This is a genomic window from Curtobacterium sp. MCBD17_030, from assembly GCF_003224255.1.
Classification (GTDB): domain Bacteria; phylum Actinomycetota; class Actinomycetes; order Actinomycetales; family Microbacteriaceae; genus Curtobacterium.
The window spans coordinates 72,996-91,833 of sequence record NZ_QKLI01000009.1 but is presented as its reverse complement, the minus strand read 5'-3'; the positions used below and the strand labels follow the sequence as shown (position 1 = coordinate 91,833).

General features: G+C 70.4%; 22 protein-coding genes and 1 pseudogene. 13 read left to right on the top strand and 10 right to left on the bottom strand.

Annotated elements, in window-relative coordinates; translation table 11 throughout:
* The first annotated feature begins 65 nt into the window (after positions 1-65).
* The 4 genes from DEI89_RS10065 to DEI89_RS10050 are packed head-to-tail and all read left to right on the top strand — an operon-like array spanning position 66 to position 3,406.
* A complete protein-coding gene (locus DEI89_RS10065) occupies positions 66-1,412 on the top strand; it encodes a nucleotide disphospho-sugar-binding domain-containing protein (RefSeq protein ID WP_258368838.1) in 1,347 nt (448 codons plus the stop codon).
* Positions 1,413-1,471: 59 nt separating this feature from the next.
* A complete protein-coding gene (locus DEI89_RS17945) occupies positions 1,472-2,173 on the top strand; it encodes a TetR/AcrR family transcriptional regulator (protein ID WP_220034526.1) in 702 nt (233 codons plus the stop codon).
* Between the two features lie 10 nt (positions 2,174-2,183).
* The gene (locus tag DEI89_RS17940) at positions 2,184-2,810 is read left to right on the top strand and encodes a TetR/AcrR family transcriptional regulator (RefSeq protein WP_220033196.1); all 627 of its coding nucleotides are present in this window, start codon (positions 2,184-2,186) and stop codon (positions 2,808-2,810) included.
* A gap of 2 nt (positions 2,811-2,812) precedes the next feature.
* Complete coding sequence (locus tag DEI89_RS10050; RefSeq protein WP_181421582.1) at positions 2,813-3,406, top strand: TetR/AcrR family transcriptional regulator; 594 nt, start codon at positions 2,813-2,815, stop codon at positions 3,404-3,406.
* Positions 3,407-3,492: 86 nt separating this feature from the next.
* Here DEI89_RS10050 and DEI89_RS10045 read toward each other — a convergent pair whose 3' ends face one another.
* The 5 genes from DEI89_RS10045 to DEI89_RS10025 form a co-directional block, all read right to left on the bottom strand.
* A complete protein-coding gene (locus tag DEI89_RS10045) occupies positions 3,493-3,987 on the bottom strand; it encodes a nuclear transport factor 2 family protein (RefSeq protein ID WP_110903912.1) in 495 nt (164 codons plus the stop codon).
* 24 nt (positions 3,988-4,011) lie between these two features.
* Positions 4,012-5,343, bottom strand: coding sequence for an FAD-binding oxidoreductase (locus tag DEI89_RS10040; RefSeq protein ID WP_181421581.1), 1,332 nt, complete (start codon positions 5,341-5,343; stop codon positions 4,012-4,014).
* A gap of 22 nt (positions 5,344-5,365) precedes the next feature.
* Positions 5,366-6,172: a TetR/AcrR family transcriptional regulator gene (locus tag DEI89_RS10035; protein WP_110903910.1), complete on the bottom strand. Its 807-nt coding sequence runs from the start codon at positions 6,170-6,172 to the stop codon at positions 5,366-5,368.
* A 327-nt stretch (positions 6,173-6,499) separates the two neighbouring features.
* A complete protein-coding gene (locus DEI89_RS10030; RefSeq protein WP_146236739.1) occupies positions 6,500-7,369 on the bottom strand; it encodes a hypothetical protein in 870 nt (289 codons plus the stop codon).
* Positions 7,362-7,919, bottom strand: coding sequence for an RNA polymerase sigma factor (locus DEI89_RS10025; protein WP_220033197.1), 558 nt, complete (start codon positions 7,917-7,919; stop codon positions 7,362-7,364). Before DEI89_RS10025 ends, DEI89_RS10030 begins: the two co-directional genes overlap by 8 nt.
* Positions 7,920-8,111: 192 nt before the next feature.
* Between DEI89_RS10025 and DEI89_RS10020 the strand changes: the two genes are divergently transcribed.
* Complete coding sequence (locus DEI89_RS10020) at positions 8,112-9,284, top strand: glycosyltransferase (protein WP_220034525.1); 1,173 nt, start codon at positions 8,112-8,114, stop codon at positions 9,282-9,284.
* Between the two features lie 75 nt (positions 9,285-9,359).
* On the opposite strand, the gene DEI89_RS10015 is transcribed toward DEI89_RS10020, so the two are convergent.
* Positions 9,360-10,604 carry an MFS transporter gene (locus tag DEI89_RS10015; RefSeq protein ID WP_110903906.1) on the bottom strand — a complete coding sequence of 415 codons (1,245 nt, stop codon included), beginning with the start codon at positions 10,602-10,604 and terminating at the stop codon, positions 9,360-9,362.
* A gap of 497 nt (positions 10,605-11,101) precedes the next feature.
* Between DEI89_RS10015 and DEI89_RS10010 the strand changes: the two genes are divergently transcribed.
* The 3 genes from DEI89_RS10010 to DEI89_RS10000 all read left to right on the top strand — a co-directional run bounded on the left by DEI89_RS10010 (position 11,102) and on the right by DEI89_RS10000 (position 12,582).
* Positions 11,102-11,695 (top strand): hypothetical protein, encoded by a 594-nt coding sequence (locus DEI89_RS10010; protein WP_146236738.1) that lies wholly within the window; start codon positions 11,102-11,104, stop codon positions 11,693-11,695.
* Positions 11,695-12,015 (top strand): PadR family transcriptional regulator, encoded by a 321-nt coding sequence (locus DEI89_RS10005; protein WP_110903904.1) that lies wholly within the window; start codon positions 11,695-11,697, stop codon positions 12,013-12,015. Before DEI89_RS10010 ends, DEI89_RS10005 begins: the two co-directional genes overlap by 1 nt.
* A 228-nt stretch (positions 12,016-12,243) precedes the next feature.
* Entirely contained in the window at positions 12,244-12,582 is a 339-nt protein-coding gene (locus DEI89_RS10000; RefSeq protein ID WP_110903903.1) for a DUF6616 family protein, read from the top strand.
* A 266-nt stretch (positions 12,583-12,848) separates the two neighbouring features.
* On the opposite strand, the gene DEI89_RS09995 is transcribed toward DEI89_RS10000, so the two are convergent.
* Positions 12,849-13,073 (bottom strand): hypothetical protein, encoded by a 225-nt coding sequence (locus DEI89_RS09995; protein ID WP_110903902.1) that lies wholly within the window; start codon positions 13,071-13,073, stop codon positions 12,849-12,851.
* Between the two features lie 128 nt (positions 13,074-13,201).
* On the opposite strand from DEI89_RS09995, the pseudogene DEI89_RS18245 reads away from it, so the two are divergent.
* Together DEI89_RS18245 and DEI89_RS18075 are read left to right on the top strand one after the other, a co-directional pair.
* A pseudogene (locus DEI89_RS18245) lies at positions 13,202-13,582 on the top strand (carboxymuconolactone decarboxylase family protein); the annotation flags it as partial.
* A gap of 123 nt (positions 13,583-13,705) precedes the next feature.
* On the top strand, positions 13,706-14,107 hold the full coding sequence (locus DEI89_RS18075; RefSeq protein ID WP_110903901.1) for a cupin domain-containing protein: 402 nt from the start codon (positions 13,706-13,708) through the stop codon (positions 14,105-14,107).
* A 110-nt stretch (positions 14,108-14,217) separates the two neighbouring features.
* Here the strand turns inward: DEI89_RS18075 and DEI89_RS09980 are convergent, their stop codons facing one another.
* Positions 14,218-14,847: a TetR/AcrR family transcriptional regulator gene (locus tag DEI89_RS09980; protein ID WP_110903948.1), complete on the bottom strand. Its 630-nt coding sequence runs from the start codon at positions 14,845-14,847 to the stop codon at positions 14,218-14,220.
* 110 nt (positions 14,848-14,957) lie between these two features.
* Positions 14,958-15,704, bottom strand: a complete 747-nt coding sequence (locus DEI89_RS09975; RefSeq protein WP_110903900.1) for an SDR family oxidoreductase — start codon at positions 15,702-15,704, stop codon at positions 14,958-14,960.
* 272 nt (positions 15,705-15,976) lie between these two features.
* Here DEI89_RS09975 and DEI89_RS09970 point away from each other — a divergent pair, with 272 nt between their 5' ends.
* Together DEI89_RS09970 and DEI89_RS09965 are read left to right on the top strand one after the other, a co-directional pair.
* A complete protein-coding gene (locus DEI89_RS09970; protein WP_110903899.1) occupies positions 15,977-16,297 on the top strand; it encodes a PadR family transcriptional regulator in 321 nt (106 codons plus the stop codon).
* Positions 16,294-17,100 (top strand): hypothetical protein, encoded by an 807-nt coding sequence (locus DEI89_RS09965; protein WP_110903898.1) that lies wholly within the window; start codon positions 16,294-16,296, stop codon positions 17,098-17,100. Before DEI89_RS09970 ends, DEI89_RS09965 begins: the two co-directional genes overlap by 4 nt.
* 153 nt (positions 17,101-17,253) lie before the next feature.
* On the opposite strand, the gene mtnN is transcribed toward DEI89_RS09965, so the two are convergent.
* On the bottom strand, positions 17,254-17,991 hold the full coding sequence (gene mtnN, locus DEI89_RS09960) for a 5'-methylthioadenosine/S-adenosylhomocysteine nucleosidase (RefSeq protein ID WP_146236737.1): 738 nt from the start codon (positions 17,989-17,991) through the stop codon (positions 17,254-17,256).
* A 122-nt stretch (positions 17,992-18,113) separates the two neighbouring features.
* Between mtnN and DEI89_RS09955 the strand changes: the two genes are divergently transcribed.
* Positions 18,114-18,818 (top strand): AmiS/UreI family transporter, encoded by a 705-nt coding sequence (locus DEI89_RS09955; protein WP_110903896.1) that lies wholly within the window; start codon positions 18,114-18,116, stop codon positions 18,816-18,818.
* Positions 18,819-18,838 lie beyond the last annotated feature (20 nt).

The window sequence follows — 18,838 nt, the reverse complement described above, 5'->3', positions numbered from 1 at the left end:
TACCCGCGAACATCGCGACCATGCCTTCGTTCCTCTTGTGCGCACCGCCCATGCACGGTCACGTCATGCCCGTGATCGAACTCGGACGGGGGCTCCTGAGCCGAGGAGCCGACGTCACCGTGCTGACCGGGCGCCGGTACGAGGACGCCGTGCTCCGCTCTGGTCTCACCTTCGAGCCCCTCCCAGCCGAGGCCGACTACGACGACAGCGACCTGGAGGAGTGGCTCCCCGGTCGGCAAGCGATCAAGGGCCTCGCCGCGATGCGCCACGAGGTGATCGGCATGTTCGCTCGGGTGCTCCCCGGCCAATGGCGTGCCGTCCGGGCGCTGCTCGCTTCGCACCGGTTCGACGGGATCATCGGCGATGCCACCTTCACGGGGCTCGCTCCGTACTCGTCGCGTCCGGCTGCCGAGCGGTTGCCGGTCATCGGGGTGTCCCCCATCCCGGTCGTGATGACCAGTGTCGACACCGGACCGTTCGGCCTGGTGCTCGCGCCCGCGAAGACCGCCGTCGGCCGTCTCCGGAACCGAGCACTGACCAGCTTCCTGCTCCGCGGCCCGCTGAGACCGATCGGGATCGCTGTGGACGAGGCGTTGGCCGAGATCGGCGAGCCGCCCACCACGGTCTCGTTCTACGACCACCCCTACGTCTCCTACGACCGGCTGTTCCAGCTCAGCATCGCGGAGCTCGAGTACCCGCGCCGGGACCTGCCGGACACGGTCCGCTTCGTCGGTCCGATGCGCCATCGGCACCGCGTGAGCACCGGGGTGCCGGGCTGGTGGGCGGACCTCGACTCCGGCCGCCCGGTCGTGCACGTGTCGCAGGGCACCATGGACAACCGTGACCTCGGGCGGGTCATCGTCCCGACGCTCCGTGCTCTCGCAGACGAGGACGTCCTCGTCGTCGCCGCGACCGGTGGCCGCCCGGTCGACGACGTCGTCCGTGCCATGGGGGGCCGTCTCCCAGCCAACGCCCGGGTCGAGGAGTACGTACCGTACGACGAACTCCTGCCGAGGTGCGCCGTGTTCGTGACGAACGGGGGATTCGGCGGCGTCCAACGGGCCATCGCGGCCGGTCTCCCGCTGGTGGTGGCTGGTGCCACCGAGGACAAGCCGGAGATCGCGGCACGCGTCCAATGGGCCGGGTGCGGGATCGACCTCCGCACCGGGACACCCACACCGGAACAGGTCCGCGGAGCTGTTCGACGGGTGCTGGCCGACGACCGCACACGTCGTGGCAGCGAGTTCCTGCGCGACCGGATGAACGCCCTCCCGGACCCGGTCGACGTCATCTGGGACACCCTGGCAGAACTCACCACCGCCGGGTCCTCCCGCGGGACCGGTCAGCAGGAACCGACAGCCATGCGCCGCCCGATCGGGCCGGGTGAGGGCTGGGACTCGGGCCTTGCCTGACCCACCATCGCCTCGACGTCGACCCCGGGCCCCGGAGCCGGTGCAGTAAACTCCGACCGGTGGAGACACGTCCGTACCGCTCCCGCCGTCGCGCGTCATCGGCTGCCGAGACGCGTCGCATCATCCTCGACGCAGCGCTCGCCGCGTACCGCGAACACGGCTACGCCCGCGCCACGATCGCGGGCATCGCGGCCCGCGCCGACGTGGCGGTGAACACCGTCTACACGAGCGTCGGTGGCAAGCCGCAACTGCTCGTCGCGCTCGTCCGGTCAGCCGCTGCCGAGGCGTTCGCGCGCGTCGACGAGGACGTGCCGACCGCCGTCGGATCAACGGCGGAGGAGGTGCTCGGCCGGATCAGCCGGGTGGTCGGTTCGCTGTACAGCGAGCACACCTGGCTCCTCGACCAGCTCTGGGGACATGCACCGGCGGATCCCGCGATCGCCGGTGCCCTCCAGGAGGTCGAGGCGATCCACTCCGGCCACATGGCGCAGGTCGCGCGGCAGCTCGAGGTGCTCGGTCGGTTGCGTCCCGGGCTGGGGGTCGACGAGGCCACCGACGTCCTCTGGTTCTCCTTCGGCTTCCGCCAGTGGAAGACCCTCTGCGAGCGAGGGTGGGACGCCGACCGTGCCCGCTCGTGGCTCGACGAGCAGATCGCCGCGACTGTCCTCGCACCCGTGCCCGCGTCAGAGGGCTCGCCGGCGAGCGACTCCTCAGCACACCGCCGCTCCCACCGAACCTCCTCTGCCGGACCGGTGCAGTAGGGTTCGGCGGGTGGAGACACGTCCGTACCGGTCCCAGCGTCGGGCATCGTCCGCAGCCGAGACGCGTCGCATCGTCCTCGACGCGGCGCTCGCCGCCTACCAGGAACACGGCTACGTCCGCGCGACGATCGCAGGCATCGCTGCGCGTGCCGACGTCGCGGTCAACACGGTCTACACGAGCGTCGGCGGCAAGCCGCAACTGCTCATCGCCCTCGTCGAGTCGGCCGCCGCCGATGCCTTCCGCAGTGCGGCCGAGGGGGACGGCACCGAGGCGGCGACGGCGGAGGAGGTCGTCGCGGGGCTCGAGCGTCTGGTCGAGTCGCTCTTCATCGAGCACGCCTGGCTGCTGGGCGAGGTGTACAGCAACGTCGCGGCCGATCCGGTGATCCTGGAGTCGATCCGTCGGCTCGAGCAGCTGTACGAGGCGCGCGTGCGCGAGGCGGGCCGACGACTCGAAGCCCTGGGGTGCCTGCGTGCCGACGTCAGCGCCGAGGACGCCGCCGACGTCCTCTGGTTCTACCTCGGGTTCGGCCGCTGGAAGGTCCTGCGCGACCGCGGCTGGTCGGCGGACCGCGTGCGGTCCTGGCTCGGAGCGCAGCTGACCACCGCCCTCATCGCACCGAAGGCGACCTTGTAACTGTGGGGGTCCGTGAGCGCAACGCGGAGCACACGCGGTCGTGGATCGCGGACGCCGCGCTCGAGCTGTTCGAGGCGCATGGGTACGAGGCGACGACGCTCGACGAGTTGGCTCGGCGGGCGGGCGTGAGCGTATCGACACTGCACCGGTACTTCCCGACCAAGGACAGCCTCCTGGTCGACCATCCGATGATGGAGATCGGGACGCTCGCTCGGACGTTCCGGTCGAGGCCAACATCCGAATCCGTGGCAGAGTCGCTCGGCGCATCCGTTCGGGCGTTGCTGATCGGCGCTGACGAATCGCGCGACGTCGTGAGCCGGATCCGCGCGATCATCGATCAGGTCCCGGTCGCACGTGCCAGGATGTGGGACTCGGCCCACCGGGAGTCCGCGCTCCTCGCGGAGGCGGTACGTGAGCGACTCGCACCCGATCATCCCGACGAGGAGAGCCACCTCGCCGCGGAGTTCGCGTTCACCATCGTCGTCGCGGCATTGCAGCCCAGTGGTGGAGGCGAGGGCGGCGCAGTCGCCGCGGGCGATCGCATCCTGGCGTTGCTCGCCGACCCGGTCGTGCTCGGTCGGGTCATCCCGCGGTGAGGACGCGGCCCCCCACCCGATCGAGGTGAGGGGCCGGCGTTCGAAGGACCTCTCAGCGAACGTCTCAGTGCGCGGCTGCAGCAGCCTCAGCTCACCGCGGCGAGCAGGACCATGGGATCGCCCTCCATCCAGAGGCAGTCCATGACGAAGCGCGCGACGCGGGGGCCGTCCGGAGTGTTGCGGACGGTGAACGTCCACGTGTTGCCCATGAGCGCGCGCCGGGTCGCGGAAGCTTCCGGTCCGGCGCCCGGGAGGAAGTGCTGCGCGAGTGCGTAGGCCTCGATGCGGTAGCCGTCGCCCTGGGCACGGTAGGTGACGTTCGAGACCATGTGCATGGTGTCGAGCGGGCCGACGGCGCCGATCATGTTCGCGATGACGGTGTCCCGACCGGTGAGGACGGGGAACTCGAGGCCGATCTTCGTGGTCGCGGGGGTGAGGTCGACGACGACGTCCTCGGTCAGCAGACCCTGGAGCACCTCGGCAGCGGCCGTGTCGAGTGCGCGGGCCCAGGCGAGCGGGATCGGAGCGAGGGTGCGTTCGGTCTCGGCAGAGACCGCGGTCGTGATCGATTCGATGGTCATGGTGGTGTTCCTTGCTGTCAGGGGTCAGGACCGCGGACGCGGTCGTTCAGTGCGGAAGACGTCGCGCGGGTCGACGGCCGTCTTGACGCGTCGGAGACGCGCCCAGTCGTCCGTCGAGAACGCGGCTTCGGGTCGGCCGTCCTCCGGAGCGAAGTTGAGGTAGCGCGTGCCGGTGCTCCACCCGGCCATCGCTTCGACGACGTGGTGGGTTTCGGCGATCCCCGTCGCGTCGTCGTCGGGCATGCCGATCGACACCGCCCAGAGCACGTACGCAGCATCAGCGGTGGAGATCGTGCGCCCCGTCTGCGGTGTTCGGGCGAGGGCGCCACCGATGTGGCGGAGCTCGACGATGTGCAGGCCGGTACCCGATTCCGGTCCGACCTGCTCGAGGAGCGCCTGTTGCACGTCCGAGGTCAATCCGGTGAGCATCGACGTGTCCTCCGAGAACGGAGCGGGGTCGACCGGGTCGTTGTGGACGCGCTCGAACCCCTCGGACGGCGTCTCCTGCACGGTGTCCAGCAGGAGCGGTGCCGCGTTGCGGAGCGGCGCCAGCAGCAGGTCGATGTCCTCCGCCGACTTGATGAGTGCGACACGCACGTGCAGGACGAAACGTCCGGCGAGCATCTCCGGGATGCCAGGAACGGGCGGGAGACGCAGGAACGCGACGGACAGCGTCAACTCGTCGGGCGCGTCAGCGGTCACCCGCGCGAACGCGGCGAGCACCGCTTCAGCATGGGCGCCGTCGAAGAAGAGGCCGCCACCGACGAACCGACTGACGGGGAACAGTTCGATCTCCATCCCCGTGACGATCCCGATCGAGCTCCGGCCGCCGCGGATGGCCCAGAACAGCTCGCTGTTCTCGGAGGCGTCCGCGTGGAGGAGCGTGCCGTCGGCCGTGACCACGTCGAGCGCGATGACGTGATGTGCACCCCACCCGTACTTCCGGCCGAGGATCGGGCTGAGGCCGCCACCGAGCGTGAAGCCGACGACGCCGACGTGACCGGAGGACCCGTGGATCGGCGTCAGATGGTGCTGCGCAGTCTTCGGGACGACGTCGTTCCACCGGGCGCCGGCGCCGACGGTCGCCCGTCGACCGGGTCCGTCGACCTCGACGTCGTTCATCCGACTCGTGTTGACGAGCAGGCCGTGCTCGAGCGGTGCTACTCCGTGGTGGCCGGTCGCGACGACGGCGATCGGGAGACCGTGGTCGTTCGCGAACGTGACAGCGAGCACGACGTCAGCCGCGCTCTCGGTGAGGACGACGAGATCGGGTCGTCGGTGGCTCGCCAGGTTGTACCCGGTGCACGCGGCGAGGTACTCCTCGTCGTCCGGGGTGAGGGCCGTTCCGTCGAGCATCGCGGTGAGCCGCAGGATGTCTTCAGATGAGAAGGGCGTCTCCGGGAGAACCGGGGGTGGTGATGTCGGGGTCATTGCGTGCCTCCTGGAAAGCGGGTCCCGCCGCGGTGACGACGGACGCCGACGGGCGGACTGGCCCGCGGTGTCGGCAGTCTCTGCCGTGCGGCGCAGGCCGCGCGTCGGTGGTTCCGCTGAGGACGGCGTGGTGTTCCCCGAGCGGAGCAGCGTGGAACGTGTCGATGAGTTCGAGCCCGATGTCCCTGGCCGCCCGGTGCGGCTGCGTCCTCGCGACATCCAGAGCGGTGGTCACGATCATCATCGCGCTGCCGGCTGCGATCGCCGCCGAGTACGGGAGCGGCGCGTTCCCGGTTTCCCGGCTGATCGCGCGGTCGCGGACGGCACGTGCGAGCATCTCGTTCTCACGCGAGAAGAAATCGTGCACGCGTGCCTGCGCGGACGGCACCTGGTCGATGAGGGTACGGATCCGCCGGAGGAACAGCCGGTCGGAATCGGCCCGCCTGAGGAAGGCGAGCACGGCGTCCTCGAGAGCGGTGTCGAGGGAAGTGCCTGGCGCACTCGCACCGAACAGTGCTGACAGGCCACCGATGTAGAGCCGCGGGTGTCCGACGAGGATCCTGTCCTTCGCGGAGTAGTACCGGTGGAGTGTCGACACGCTGACCCCGGAGTGGCGTGCGATGTCCTCGAGCGTGGTCCTGTCGTAGCCGTGTCGCTCGAACAGCTCCAGGCCGGACTCCGCGATGTCCATGCGGAGTCGGAGCGCGTTCCGGGCGCGGATTCCACGGACGGAGACGACCGGATCGTGCAACATGCTCGTGCTCCTCGTTCAGTCTGCTCGTGTCCTCATCCGTGAGGTGCATCGCTCAACGGTCACCGAGCGGCGGTCTCCGTGCCTCCGTGGGAACACCGGTCATCAGCAGATCGACCGTGTCCGACCCGCGGATCCCGGTGATCGTGCGGATGTTCGTGGTCGGGTTGCCTCCTCCCGTCGAAGTCGTGCTGGTGGACGTCGTCGGGATCGTCCCCGCCCCGGGTCGTGCGCTGTGAGAGCCGCGCGGCCCGGGTCGGGATCGCCGGCCGCGTAGCCGGCCGGCGGTCCCTCTTCCGTCGTCGAGACCCTTGCGGGCGGAGTGGCGCGTCAGCGGACCCGGTCCCACGTGAGGTCCTGGGCGGTCCCGGTGTGTTGCGTCCCGTCCTTCGTCGTCCAGGTCAACGTGATCGCGCCGAGGTCCGGCAGGGTCCGGAGGCCAGGCGAAGGCCACCACATGGACCACAGGCCGTCGTCCACGGACGTGGTCACCGCCGGGTGGCCCGGCATCTCGATGGTGAGCGAGGTGACGTCGGATCCTGCCTGTCCGTACCCGCTCATCGTCGCGTTGTCATCGTCCCCCTGACCACCGAACGTCTGCAGGTTCAGCGATTGCGGACGGAGCGTCTTGAGGGGCGAGGCAGCGTCGTCGATGCGTTCCGACGTCGCGATGCCGTTCGGGCCAGCAAGGCACCACACGCGCGGTGCACCGGCACCGCCAGAGGAGATCAGACTCGTCACTTCGCCCCGCTGTTCGACGTTCGTCACGGTGACGACGGCAGCTTCACGGGGTGTCAACTCATGCTCGGCGTACCCGCGCAAGCACTGGACGGCGAGGTCATGGACATCCGTGGTCGCCGGGGGTGTCGACGCGATCGGGGTCCATGAACTGACCTGTGCAGTGGTCAACGTCGCCGAGTTCGCAGAACCGCCGATGACGTGCACCAGGTGCGCGAGCGGCCCGGTCCCGATGAGACTCACACCGCCGACTGCGGCAGCCACGGTCAGCGCCCCGGCGAGCATCCACGGACGGGCACGATGCGTCCGACGCTTCGAGGGCGCCGGACGAGTGGTGGCCCAGTCCGGCGGTGTGGCACTGATCGCGCGAAGCAACGCATCGGCGCGGTCGGCCTCCTGAGGAGTCAGCGGGCGGGCGGGTTCTGCGTCGTGGCGCTGGAGGAGTTCGTGGACGTCAAACATGGGAGCTTCCGTTCGTCGTGCTGGGGATGCCGGGAGGAGCCACCGGGCTGTGGTCATCCGATGCGTCCGCATCGAAGGCGGAGAGGAACGTGCCAAGCCGCCGTCGGGCCCGTGAGGAGCGCATGGAGCAAGCGGCACGGGAGATGCCGAGGACCGCCGCCGATTCGGCGGCAGTCATCCCCTCCCACGCTTGGAGCGCGAGCACCTCACGGTCGAGGGCGTCGAGCTGGTGCCACGCATCGGCCAGGCGCCGACGTTCGCCGACGAGGGCTGCAGGGTCGCGGGAGGCGTCGGAGGCGGAGTCGCCGGCGATGCGGACGTGCAGCGCGCTTCGCCGCCCCTGGGCCCGGACGGCGTTGAGCATGGTGTTCCTGGCAGTCCGGTACAACCACGGCAGGGGAGCGACCGCCATCTCCTCCTGCTTGTGCCAGGCGGTGGTGAAGGTCTCGGCGACGATGTCGTCGACATCAGCCGTCGGCGCCCTGCGCGCGACGAAGCGGAGGACGGACGGGTAGTGCTCTCGGTAGATCGAGGTGAAGTCGTGGGCCACTGGTGGTCCTTTCGGTCGTTCACCTGTTTGTGTCCGGCGGACACCCGGATGCAACACCCGGAGCTGATCGGATTCCGGTTCCGCAGCAGAGATCAGCACTCCGTGGTCGCACTGATGCGTGCACCTCTCAGGACCGTCAGCCTCTGACGGTCCGTCCAAGTCCCTGCACCTCGACTCCCATCGGAGCTCACCATGCGCATCGCCTTCGCCGCGAACCCGCTTCCCGGTCACATCATCCCGATGATCCCGCTCATGCGCGCTGCCCTCGCCGCGGGTCATCACGTCGCCGTCATCACGGCCGCCGCAGCCAGCTCGTTCATCGCCGCGGAAGCGAGCCCGGACATCGATGTGCTCTCTGCGGGACTCCCGACGCTCGAGGCGATGCAGGTCATGCGTCGACAGACCGGGGTGAGCCCTGCGACCGAACCACGGCCGGACGTGATCGCGGAGTACTTCGCAGTCCGCCGGGTGGGCAACGACGCGGACGATGCGGTCCGCGTTGCGCGTGCGTGGCAGCCGGACGTGGTGGTCAGTGAGAGCTCCGACCACGTCGGCCCGTACGTCGCGGAGGCGTTGAGTGTGCCGTTCTTCCGGCACACGTACGGACCTGAACGGTCGGAGGCGGTGCGCATCGCGATGGCTGCGGCAGTGGATCGGGCATCACGTGACCGTGGTGTGGTGCTCCCTGCGGTGACCGCCTGGATCGACGCCTACCCGTCTTTCCTGGAGGACGCGGCGACGCAACGGCCTGGGCAGCGGATCTCGATGCGTCCGGAACCCCACCGTCGTCACCCGTCAGCCGCTGACGAGGTCGTCGACCTGCCGGAGGCCGCCGACGGGCGGCGGCGGGTCCTGGTGACCATGGGCACCGTGTTCACCGACCAGCACCTCCTCGACCGGGTGATCGCTTCCATCCGGGCGACCGACCTCGCCGCCGACCTGGTCGTCACTGCGGTGAACGGCGTCGGTGCGGTGATCGAACCGGGGTCGGCGGTGACCGTCCTCAACGTCCCGTTCCGAGCACTCACAGAGCTGCTCGACGCTGTCGACGCCGTCGTCACCGTCGGCGGTGCCGGGACGGTACTGGGGGCCTTGACGCTCGGTGTCCCGATGGTCGTGGTGCCGCAGGGCGCGGACCACGAGGTGAACGCCGCGCGCGCAGTCGCGGCCGGATCGGCGCTCGTCGAGCGCGACCCTGTGGCCATCGGCCCGGTGCTGCGCCGACTTCTCCAGGACGACCGGATGGCGCTGTCGGCCCGGTGGACCGCCGCACGCATCGGGGACCTGCCCCCCGTGACCGATGCGCTTGCACGCCTCGAGGCACTGTCGACGGACCTCGCTGGGGGAGCGGTACGAGCCGGCTGATGGATGGGTGGCTCCAGCAGCGAGAGGGGGAACGACCAGCAGGCCGCGCCCCCTCTCGCTGTTGCCCGCAGTCCGTCAGGCAGCGCGGCGCCCCGTCGCCACGACGAGCGGCACGGCGGTCAAGAGTGCGGCAGCGATGATCACCACCGCGAAGCCCGTGAGCGCGGTGGTGAGGCTGACCATCAGGGTCGCGACGCCGATGCCGACCACTGGAACGGTGAGGCCGATGTACCCGACGAGGAAGATCCCGGCGAGGACCTCGCCGCGGTGCTCGGGCGCGGCGAGTCCGCCGGCGGTAGCGAGTGCGGCCGTGAACAGCAGGCCGGCGCCAGCGCCGCTGACGATCCCGCCGACGAAGAACGACGCGAGGCCGCCGGACGTGACGACGACCACCGTGACCAGGGCGATCCCTACGGCCAGCAGTCCTGCACCGATGCCGATCTTCCGGCGGGGCGGGATCGCGCGCAACAGGATCTGCGCGACCGCTCCCGCTGTGAACGTGACGAACACGACCGATCCCGAAGCCGCGGGGGAGGTGATGTGCAGCTGTCCGGCGACGACGACCGGGACGAGGGAAGTGAAGAGTCCGAGGACCGCGAACGCGGCGAACGTGATCCCGCCCGCGAGGAGGAAGACTCCGCGCGCATCCGCCGGGACCCGGATCCGCTGCGGCCGGTACGGAGCGCGCACCTCCTGCGACGACGCAGTCTCGGGCACCAGAGTGATCCCCACGAGTGCGAGCACCATCAACACCAGGAACACCGCGAACGGAGTGACCGTCGGAGCCGGCGCCCACTGCGCCAGCACACCGGAGACCAAGGCACCGGCACCGAACCCGCCCAGATTCGCGGCACCCGAGACGATCTGTCCCCTGGCCGGGGTGGAGCCCGGACGGTGTCGTCGGTGGAGCTCCATGATGTGTGCGGTGATCGTCGCGGTGAGCATGCCGACCCCGAGGCCGGAGAGGACCCGCGCCACTATCAGCCCGGAGAGTGCTGGCCACACCAGGAACACCACTGCTGACACCAGCTCGACCACGACTCCAGCCCCCACCAGCGGACGCCGACCGACGGTGTCGCCGAGGTGCCCGACGAGGAAGAGACTGATGACGACACCGACGGCGTACGCGGCGAACGCGATCGTGATCGCGAAGGTCGAGAAGCCGTCACGCTGCTGGAGCAGCCCCCAGAGCGGTGTCGGGGCGGTGCTGTAGGCCATCACGACGAAGAACGTCGCCGCCGCGATCCAGAAGCCGGCGCCGTGACCGAACCCGCGTCCTCGGGGTGCGGCGGGCTGGGAAGCCCCATTCCTGATGTCCATCGTGTTCCTTCTCCACTGGTGGGCTGCTCTGAGCAGACGCGTTCAAGTGGACCGCGTCCGATCGATCGGGTGCAGCCGATCCCGGTCGCCCGCATCCTCCATCTGCGGACCAGGGGGCGCGCCCGTGAAGCCACTGAGATCAACGCCCTCGGTCCTCGGGCTCACCGTGCCGGTCGAGGACACGATCCGGTCACGACGCAGCGTCATGACCGGCTTATGCGATATAGATAGAGACAACGTCGGGCGCGAGCACCGCGCCCCGTGAGAGAGGACCGCCCTTGCACCACGAACCACGACGAACCGCCCGGACAGCCCACTGGTGGGTGGACCGTGCGGCCGACTTGTCGCCCGCCGAGGTCCGCGAGGACCGCCGCGAGCAGTGGCACGCCGATGTCTTCGGTGCGACCGAGGTCGGCGTCCCGCCTCGTGGCCTCGTGCTGGGGATGGTCCTGACCGCTGCCTTCCACCGCTCCGCACGCCCCCATCCAGGAGGATCCATGACCGCGCTCCACACGCCGCACGGCCGCGCTGCGCGACTGCTCATCACCGCTGCGGTGTTGTCCGTCGTCACCTCGTCCGTGCTGCAGCGGACCGTGTTCTTCGTCTGGACCAGCACGCAGCAGCAGCGCGTCGGCGGGGTCCTGCAGCTCGCACTCGGGGTCATCGTCCCGGTCAGCCTGGTGCTCGTCGCCCTGTCGCGGGTGGCGGTGGGGCGTCGTCGCTGGGCCGCCGCCGTGCTCGCCGTCGCCGGTTCCGGCTCGCTGCTGGTCGGCACGGCATTGGGCGGCAGCGTGTGGGTCGTCTGCGCGGGTGTCGGGTTCGCCGGGCTGCTCGCGGCATGGTTCGTGGCGAACCGGGCCAGAACGCGCATCTGGTGGCTCGTTGCGGCCCCCGCCGTGGTGCTGATCGCGCTCGACGTGGCAGTGCGCGGAGCGCAAGCCGCGCTCGATGTGCCGACGCTGGCCCGGTCGGCCGTCTGGGAGACGGAGCGGATGCTCGCCTTCACCGTCCCGTTGGTGGTGACCGTCGTCGTCGCCCTGGCGCTGCCGTTCCTCGAGGGTCGCTCCGACGCACGGCGGGTGACCGCGTGATGGAGCCACTCACCCGCGTCACCGCGTCGACGATCGACGTGCTCTCCGCACTCCTCGACCACGACGGTCCGGTCTGGGGGCTGCTCGTGATCAAGTCGACCGAGCGGCCGGCCGGTACCGTCTACCCGATCCTGGAACGCCTGGAGAGTCGTGGATGGATCACGTCCACCTGGGAGGACGACACCGAACGGTCCGGACCGCGCCGGCGGCTCTACGAATTCACGCCTGATGGGCGCGCTGCCGCAAGCGAGGCTCGGGCCGTGTTCCGTCGACGGCAGGTGCCTGAGCGCCGCCCGAGCGGGCAGCCCGTGATCTCGTGACCATGGCGGAGGTCATCGTCGAGGTCGCCGCGTACCTCTCGCCCGCCTCCACCGCGCGCTCCCGCTCGCCGAGCACGTGCCGGTCGCGGCCCTGCCCGCCCATCGGGGAAGGAGCTCGTCGTGGGGCAGGTACGTGGGACCACCGATGACGGTTTCATGATCCGTCGTCAAGATCACAACCGTTCAGTCCGTACCGTCGCGGCTCGAACTCAATGATCGGAGAACGGCATGTACACAGTCATCGAGCAGTGGACGCCGAAGCAGGCGTTCCTTGATGCATCGATCGAGGAGCGCGGGGCGCTCTTCACGACCGTCGGCGCGACGTTGACGGAACTCGAAGAGATCGGAGTGCGCTGTCTTGGCGCGAGTGCCACACGGGCAGCGCCGTCAGCGACAGCGCACAACTGGTTCGCCGTCTGGGAGATGTCGGATGAGGCCTCGGTCAGCGCGTTCTTCGACGTCGTGAACGCCTCGGGCTGGTACGACTACTTCGACCAGGTGAACACCGTCGGCGAGTGCGTCCCCATCGCCGACGTTCTCGCGCAGCACATGGTCTTGCGCCCGTAGTCCGGCCGCGGTCGCAACGCTGCTGCACGACGCTCACCCAGTCGTCCCGCGCACCTGCAGCATCGTCGAAGGCCCTCAGGTCCAGCCTGAGGGCCTTCGTTCTCTCCCGATCCGAGCGTCGAACGTTCGGGTGAACGCGACGACCAGCTCGATGTCGTGCTCTCCCGCAGGGGTCGGTCATGCTGCGTGGACGTGCTCGATGGGCTCCGCCTCGAGCCAGATCCTGTTGAACCCGACGGGCGGTGGAACCACGCCCAGAGTCGTCATCACCGGCGCCCTGCTGGACCGCCACCCGCGGAGTTGTCGGTGGCCTCGGCCGTTGCCGAACGGCTGCCGGTCGAGGTGTCCCCGGGGGCGGAGCCGGACCTGCCCGCTTGGGAGGCTGAGGTGCATCCAGCGAGCAGTACCGCGACGGCGAGCACGACCGGGATGCCCGCGACGCGTCGCAGGGAGCGCGGACGGAGCAGGGTCTGGTTGCGGTTGCTGGTCATGGTGGACGACCGTACGAGCTTCGTGGTCGCGGAGGGGTGCTCTGGTGGAGCATCTCTCCGCGCAGCGCCTCGGCCTACCGTCGGACACGGTCGCGCAGGTGGCGGCCGGCGAGGAAGGGAACAGCACCATGCCCATCCGTGACGCGGCACGGCAGGAGGTGGTGACGGTCCTCTCCGGCAGCCCGTCCGACCTCGCCACGACGGGCCCCGAGTTCATCGAGCTCTCCCAGGACTTCGCCTTCGACGAGGTACTCCGCCACACCTCGCTGTCCCGCGCGGACCGGTTGACGATGCAGCTCGCCGTCGGACGGGCGACGCAGAGCGAGATCGCTCCCGCCGATGCCGTCCACGTCCAGGAGTTCCTGTCCGGCAACTGCTTCGGTGACTACTACACCCGCACCGGACTGGACGTGCAGCGCCGCGAGCTCCTGACGTTCGCGGTCCTCGTCGGCCTCGGCGGTGCCGATGCCCAGGTCGCCGGACACGTCGCGATGAACCGCAACGTCGGCAACACCCGGCAGGACCTGCTCGACGTGCTCACCGTCCTCGTGCCGTACGTCGGCTACCCGCACCCGCAACGGCCTCGCCGCCGTCAACGACGGCGCTCCCGCCGACAACGGAAAGGAACAGGCATGAACATCGAACCCCACACCCCGACCCAGAAGAACCCGCCGGAGCAGTTCGCGGGCGACGTCTGGGTGGACATGATCGTCGCCCCGCACGAGGCGGACCAGCACGCCACCGCGGCGCTCGTCCGGTTCGCGCCCGGCGCCCGCACCGCGTGGCACTCCCACGAGAAGGGTCAGTACCTGCACGTCACCGCCGGCATCGCTCGGTTCGGGACGCGCGACGGCGAGATCATCGAGGTCCACGCCGGGCAGACCCTGTACACGGCCCCGGGCGAGGAGCACTTCCACTCGGCCCCCGAGGACGGCTTCATGGAGCACATCGCGTTCCTCGAACTCGGTGAGGACCCGAGCGTCGCGACGACGTGGAAGGAACACGTCACCGACGACGAGCTCGCCGGTCGCTGATCGCGACGCGGGAAGGTCGTCTGACAGACGGGAGGCGCGGTGCCAGGTGGCACCGCGCCTCCCGTCTGCTCACGGGGAACGCGTCGTCGTCGCCGTGACGCCGTCGTCCGTCAGGACCAGTCGCCGTCGGCCGTGCCGAGGTGCTCGCGTCCCAGGTCGGTGATCGGGACCGCGGCGAGGCTGGTCAGCCCGATGTCGAGCAGCGTCGCGCGGGAGACGCCGGATCCGCCGAGGGTGGACATCCCCTCGATGACCGCGCAGAAGTACGCTCCCAACGAGCCGGAGTCGGCTGTGCCTTCGATCTCCCCGGCGTCCTGCGCCTCCGCGATGCAGGCGCCGTAGTGGTCCCGCATGGCGTCGAACGAGGCAGCGACGGTGGCGGCGACCTCGGCGTCCTGCGTCGCCAGCTCGACGGCGGCCTTCGTGAAGAGCGACGGGGGAGCCTGCGATGCCCCGTGTTCGACGGCGACCTTCACGAGTTGCGCCCGGATCCGCCCGATCGGGCTGTCCGAGCCGTGGCGGATCGACTCGACGGCGTCGACCGCCTCGGCGGCGTCGCTGAGGAACGCCCGCATGAACAGTTCCTTCTTGCCGCCGAAGGCGTTGTAGAGGCTCTGTCGCGCGAGACCGGTGGCCTCGAGGAGGGTGTCGAGGGACGTCCCGGCGTAGCCCGTCTCGGCGAACGCCTTCCGGGCGCGTGCGACGACGTCGGCTTCGTCGAACGTCCGAGGTCTCGGCACGGTCGTCCTCCTGGTCTGCTGCGGGGCTGTCGTGACCATCATGACGCAGCGGGCATGGCCTCGGCTCGGGTGGTGCACCGTCCGAGCCCGGTCCGGCGCCGGTCTTGCCGTCAGACGATCGAGGCGCCCCCGTCGACCAGGACCTCGCTGCCGGTCATGCCCGAGCTCTGGTCGGAGACCAGGAACAGGACGGTGGCGGCGATCTCCTCGGGCCGGAGTAGTCGACCGAGCGCGACCCCGGAGGCGATCTGCGCCAGGAGGGCGTCCGGGTCGCTCGGCGCGAGGCCCTTGAGGCCGGGCGTCTCGGTGGGGCCGGGGACGATGGTGTTGATGCGGATCCCACGAGGAGCCAGGTCGGCCGCCCACGTGCGGGTCATCGCCGCGACTGCCGCCTTGGAACCACCGTAGAGCCCGAAGTGGCGCTCCGTGCCGGACGCCGCGGTCGAGCCGGTCACCACGATCGCGGCACCCTCGTTCAGCAGGGGCAGGGCGCCCTGGATCGTCAGCGTGGTGCCGCGCACGTTCGTTGCGAAGGCGTTGTCGATGTCCTCGGCCGTCACCTCGGCGAGTGGCTTGAACTCGCCCAGTCCGGCATTGGCGTGCACCGCGTCGAGTCCGGTGCCGCGCACTGCGATCACCTCGAAGAGCGTGCGCACGTCGGCCGGGTCGGAGGCGTCCGCCCGGACCGCGGTGACGGCGTCACCGAACTCGGCCTGGACGGCGTCGAGCTGCGCCTGCCGACGGCCGGTGACGAAGACGTGGGCGCCCTCGTCGACGAAGCGGTGGACGACCGCCTCGCCGATCCCCGAGGTGCCGCCGGTCACCAGTGCGGTCTTGCCGGTGAGTGCTGCGTTCATGATGGAGCTCCGTTCGCGTAGTGGATCGATCAGTCCCGAACGTACGCTTCCTGGACCGATCGGTCAAGAACTGCGTAGGCGACTTCCCTGAGCGTCTTCGACTGTTCCCGCCACCTCCGGATCGTTAATCTACCTAGCTAGAACAGAGGGGTGGCTTGCCCCTCGATCCGAGAGGAGACGACCATGCGGCACCCACCACGCCAGATCACCCCCGCGGCCGACGGGGGCGCCGAGCACGGCCCCGACCGCGCTGCGCACCAGGAGGTGTCCTAGTGGAACCACTCACCCGCGTGACCGCCTCGACGATCGACGTGCTCGCGGCGCTCCTGGACCACGACGGCTCCGTGTGGGGGCTGCTCGTCATCAAGGCGACCGACCGCCCGGCAGGCACCGTCTACCCGATCCTCGAACGGCTCGAGGACCGCGGCTGGATCACCTCGACCTGGGAGGCCGACTCCGAGCGGTCCGGGCCGCGACGACGGCTCTACGAGTTCACGACGGACGGCCGGGCCGCCGCCGTCGACGCCTGTGCCGCCTTCCGCCGCAGGCAGGCACCGGAGCGACGCCCGAGCGGTCGGACCGTGACCTCATGACGTTCGCCGAGATCCTCGTCGAGGTCGCCGTCGACCTCTCGCCCGCCGATCACCGGTCGGTCCGCCGAGAACAGTGGCTCGCCGACGTCCGGGACGCCACAGAACTCGACCTCTCGCCGCTCCGGCTCGCGCTCGGGGCACTCACCACCGCGGTCTTCCACCGCGCCCGTCACCACCGCTCCACCTGGGGGAACACCATGACCACCACCGCGACCTCCCGCCCGATGATCGGCGCGGTCCCCGTCCTGACCATCGCCGTCGTCCTGTCGATCCTGCTCAGCGCTGCGTTCACCCTCGCCTTCGGCGGGGACCACGGGGGCGGGTCCTGGCAGTGGTACCGCTTCATCACGATCCAGGCGCTCTTCGGGACCGTCCTGCCAGCGGTCGGCGTCGTCACGATGCTCCGGGTGACCCGTGTCCCACGGACGCGCCTCGCGGTGTCCACCGTGCTGCTGCTCCTCGGCGCGGTGGCGTTCGGCGGGTGGGAGATCTGGGCGCTGCTCGGCATCATCCCGGTGGACTACACCTACTCGATGGCGCCCACGTTCTGGGGACTGCCCGTCCTCGGTCTGGCGCTCTGGTCGTGGTCGGCCGACGTGCGGGGCTGGCGTTGGCTCCTCGTCGCCGCACCCGTCGTCCTGTGGGCACTGCTGCTGCCGCTCGCACCGTCTCTGCCGGTGGCGTCCCGGCCCGGCCTCGAACGGCTGCCGCTCCTGCTCGCCGTCCTCGTGGCGGCCCTCGTCGCACCGCGTGCGGAACGGGCCGGCGCGCGCCAGTCCGTGGCGGTTCCGCCGGGCTCCTGAGGCCGGAAGCAGGGACGGGGGCGGCCTGACGGGCGCCCCCGTCCCTCCCGGTCGTCGCGGTGTCGGACGAGTCGCGTCCCCACCACTCAGCACCGGTGCACGGAGTCGGGCCGCCGGCACTGCCGAGGCAGTCGTCCTGCCGACCCGTGCCGCTCACGCAGCAGGCAGCGGACCCGTCCCCGACGCCAACCCGACGACGAGCCGGTGCACGATCCGGGCGGCCCGGGCGGCCGCGTCGTCGAGGTGCTGCCGGAACTCGTCGCCGTCCGGAGCGCACAGGTCGCTGATGCCGCGGACCGACACGAACGGCATCGCGTGCACGTGGGCGAACTGGGCGATCGCCGCCGACTCCATGTCGACCGCGGCGACCGTCGGGAAGGCCTGACGGAGGTCGCGGGCACGACCCTCGGTGACGAAGACCTCGCTCGACCCGATCGATGCCAGACGGACCACGTCGGAGGTCTGGACCTCCTGCGCACGGCGGACGAGGTCCGGGTCCCCGGTGAACCCGGTCGGCATGCCCGGCACCTGGCCGAGCGCGTACCCGAAGGCCGTGGCGTCGGCGTTGAGGTTCACGTACCAGTCGCCGATGACGACGTCGCCGAGCTGGACGTCCCGCGCGAGACCGCCCGCGGTCCCGACGCTGATGACCGGGACGCCCGAGCCGAAGTCGTGGAAGGCGTGGGCGACTGCCGCGGTGGCGTTCGTGAAACCGATCCCACTCCGGCGCACGGCGACCGTGGAACCGTCGACGTCGAGCAGGTGGTGCTCGTCGTGGCCGCCGGTCGGCCCGTGCAGGACCGGCTCGCCGCCGATCAGGTCCGTGAAGGCCGAGACCTCTTCGCTCATGGCGGCGATCACCACGGCCACGGGTCGTCGAGGGGCATCCACCGGACGATCCTCCCACAGGGGCGTGCACGATCCGGCGCTGCGGGCGGCGTCACGAACCGCAGCATTCCGTAAGCGATGGTCATCTTCCCCCGCTCGTCCGCACCGCGTGGCACCTTCTCGGCATGGCCTCCATCTGCTTGATCCTGTCCGCGGCCGCGCTGCTGCTCAACGGCCTCACCCTGCTCGGACGTGTCCCCGGACGCGACAGCGGGGTCTCCAACGTCCTCATCGGCGGGCTGCAGCTGCTGCTCTGCACCGCCGTCGCAGTCACGGCCGACGGGTCGCTCCCGGCCCTGCTCGCGATCACCGGGACGTTCCTGTTCGGCCTGACGTACCTGTACGTCGGGGTGGACGCGCTCGCGGGCCTCGGATCGGCGGGGCTCGGCTGGTTCTGCGGGCTCGTCGCCGTGGCCGCGGTGGTGTTCGCCGCGATCCACGTCGTCGACGACCCGGTGCTCGCCGTGCTGTGGGCCGGATGGGCGGTGCTGTGGGCGCTGTTCTTCGTGCTCCTGGCGCTCGGCCGGGCGTCCATCACGGCGTACACCGGGTGGGCGCTGGTGCTGGCGAGCCCGCTGACCGCACTCGTGCCGGCGCTGCTCGCACTCACCGACCACTGGCCGACGGGACCGGCCGCCGCCGGCGTCGCGGTGCTCGGCGAGATGGTCGTGTTCGGCGGCGCAGCCGCCCTGGCCCGCCGCAGCGCACGGAGCACGACCGACCCGACCACCCGGACCGCCGCGACCGACCCGGCCACCCGGGCCGTCGCGACCGACCCGGCCACCACACCAGCCGGTGCGTCCCTGCCCAGCGCGACCGCAGCCTCCTGACCGCCCGCCACACGAGATCG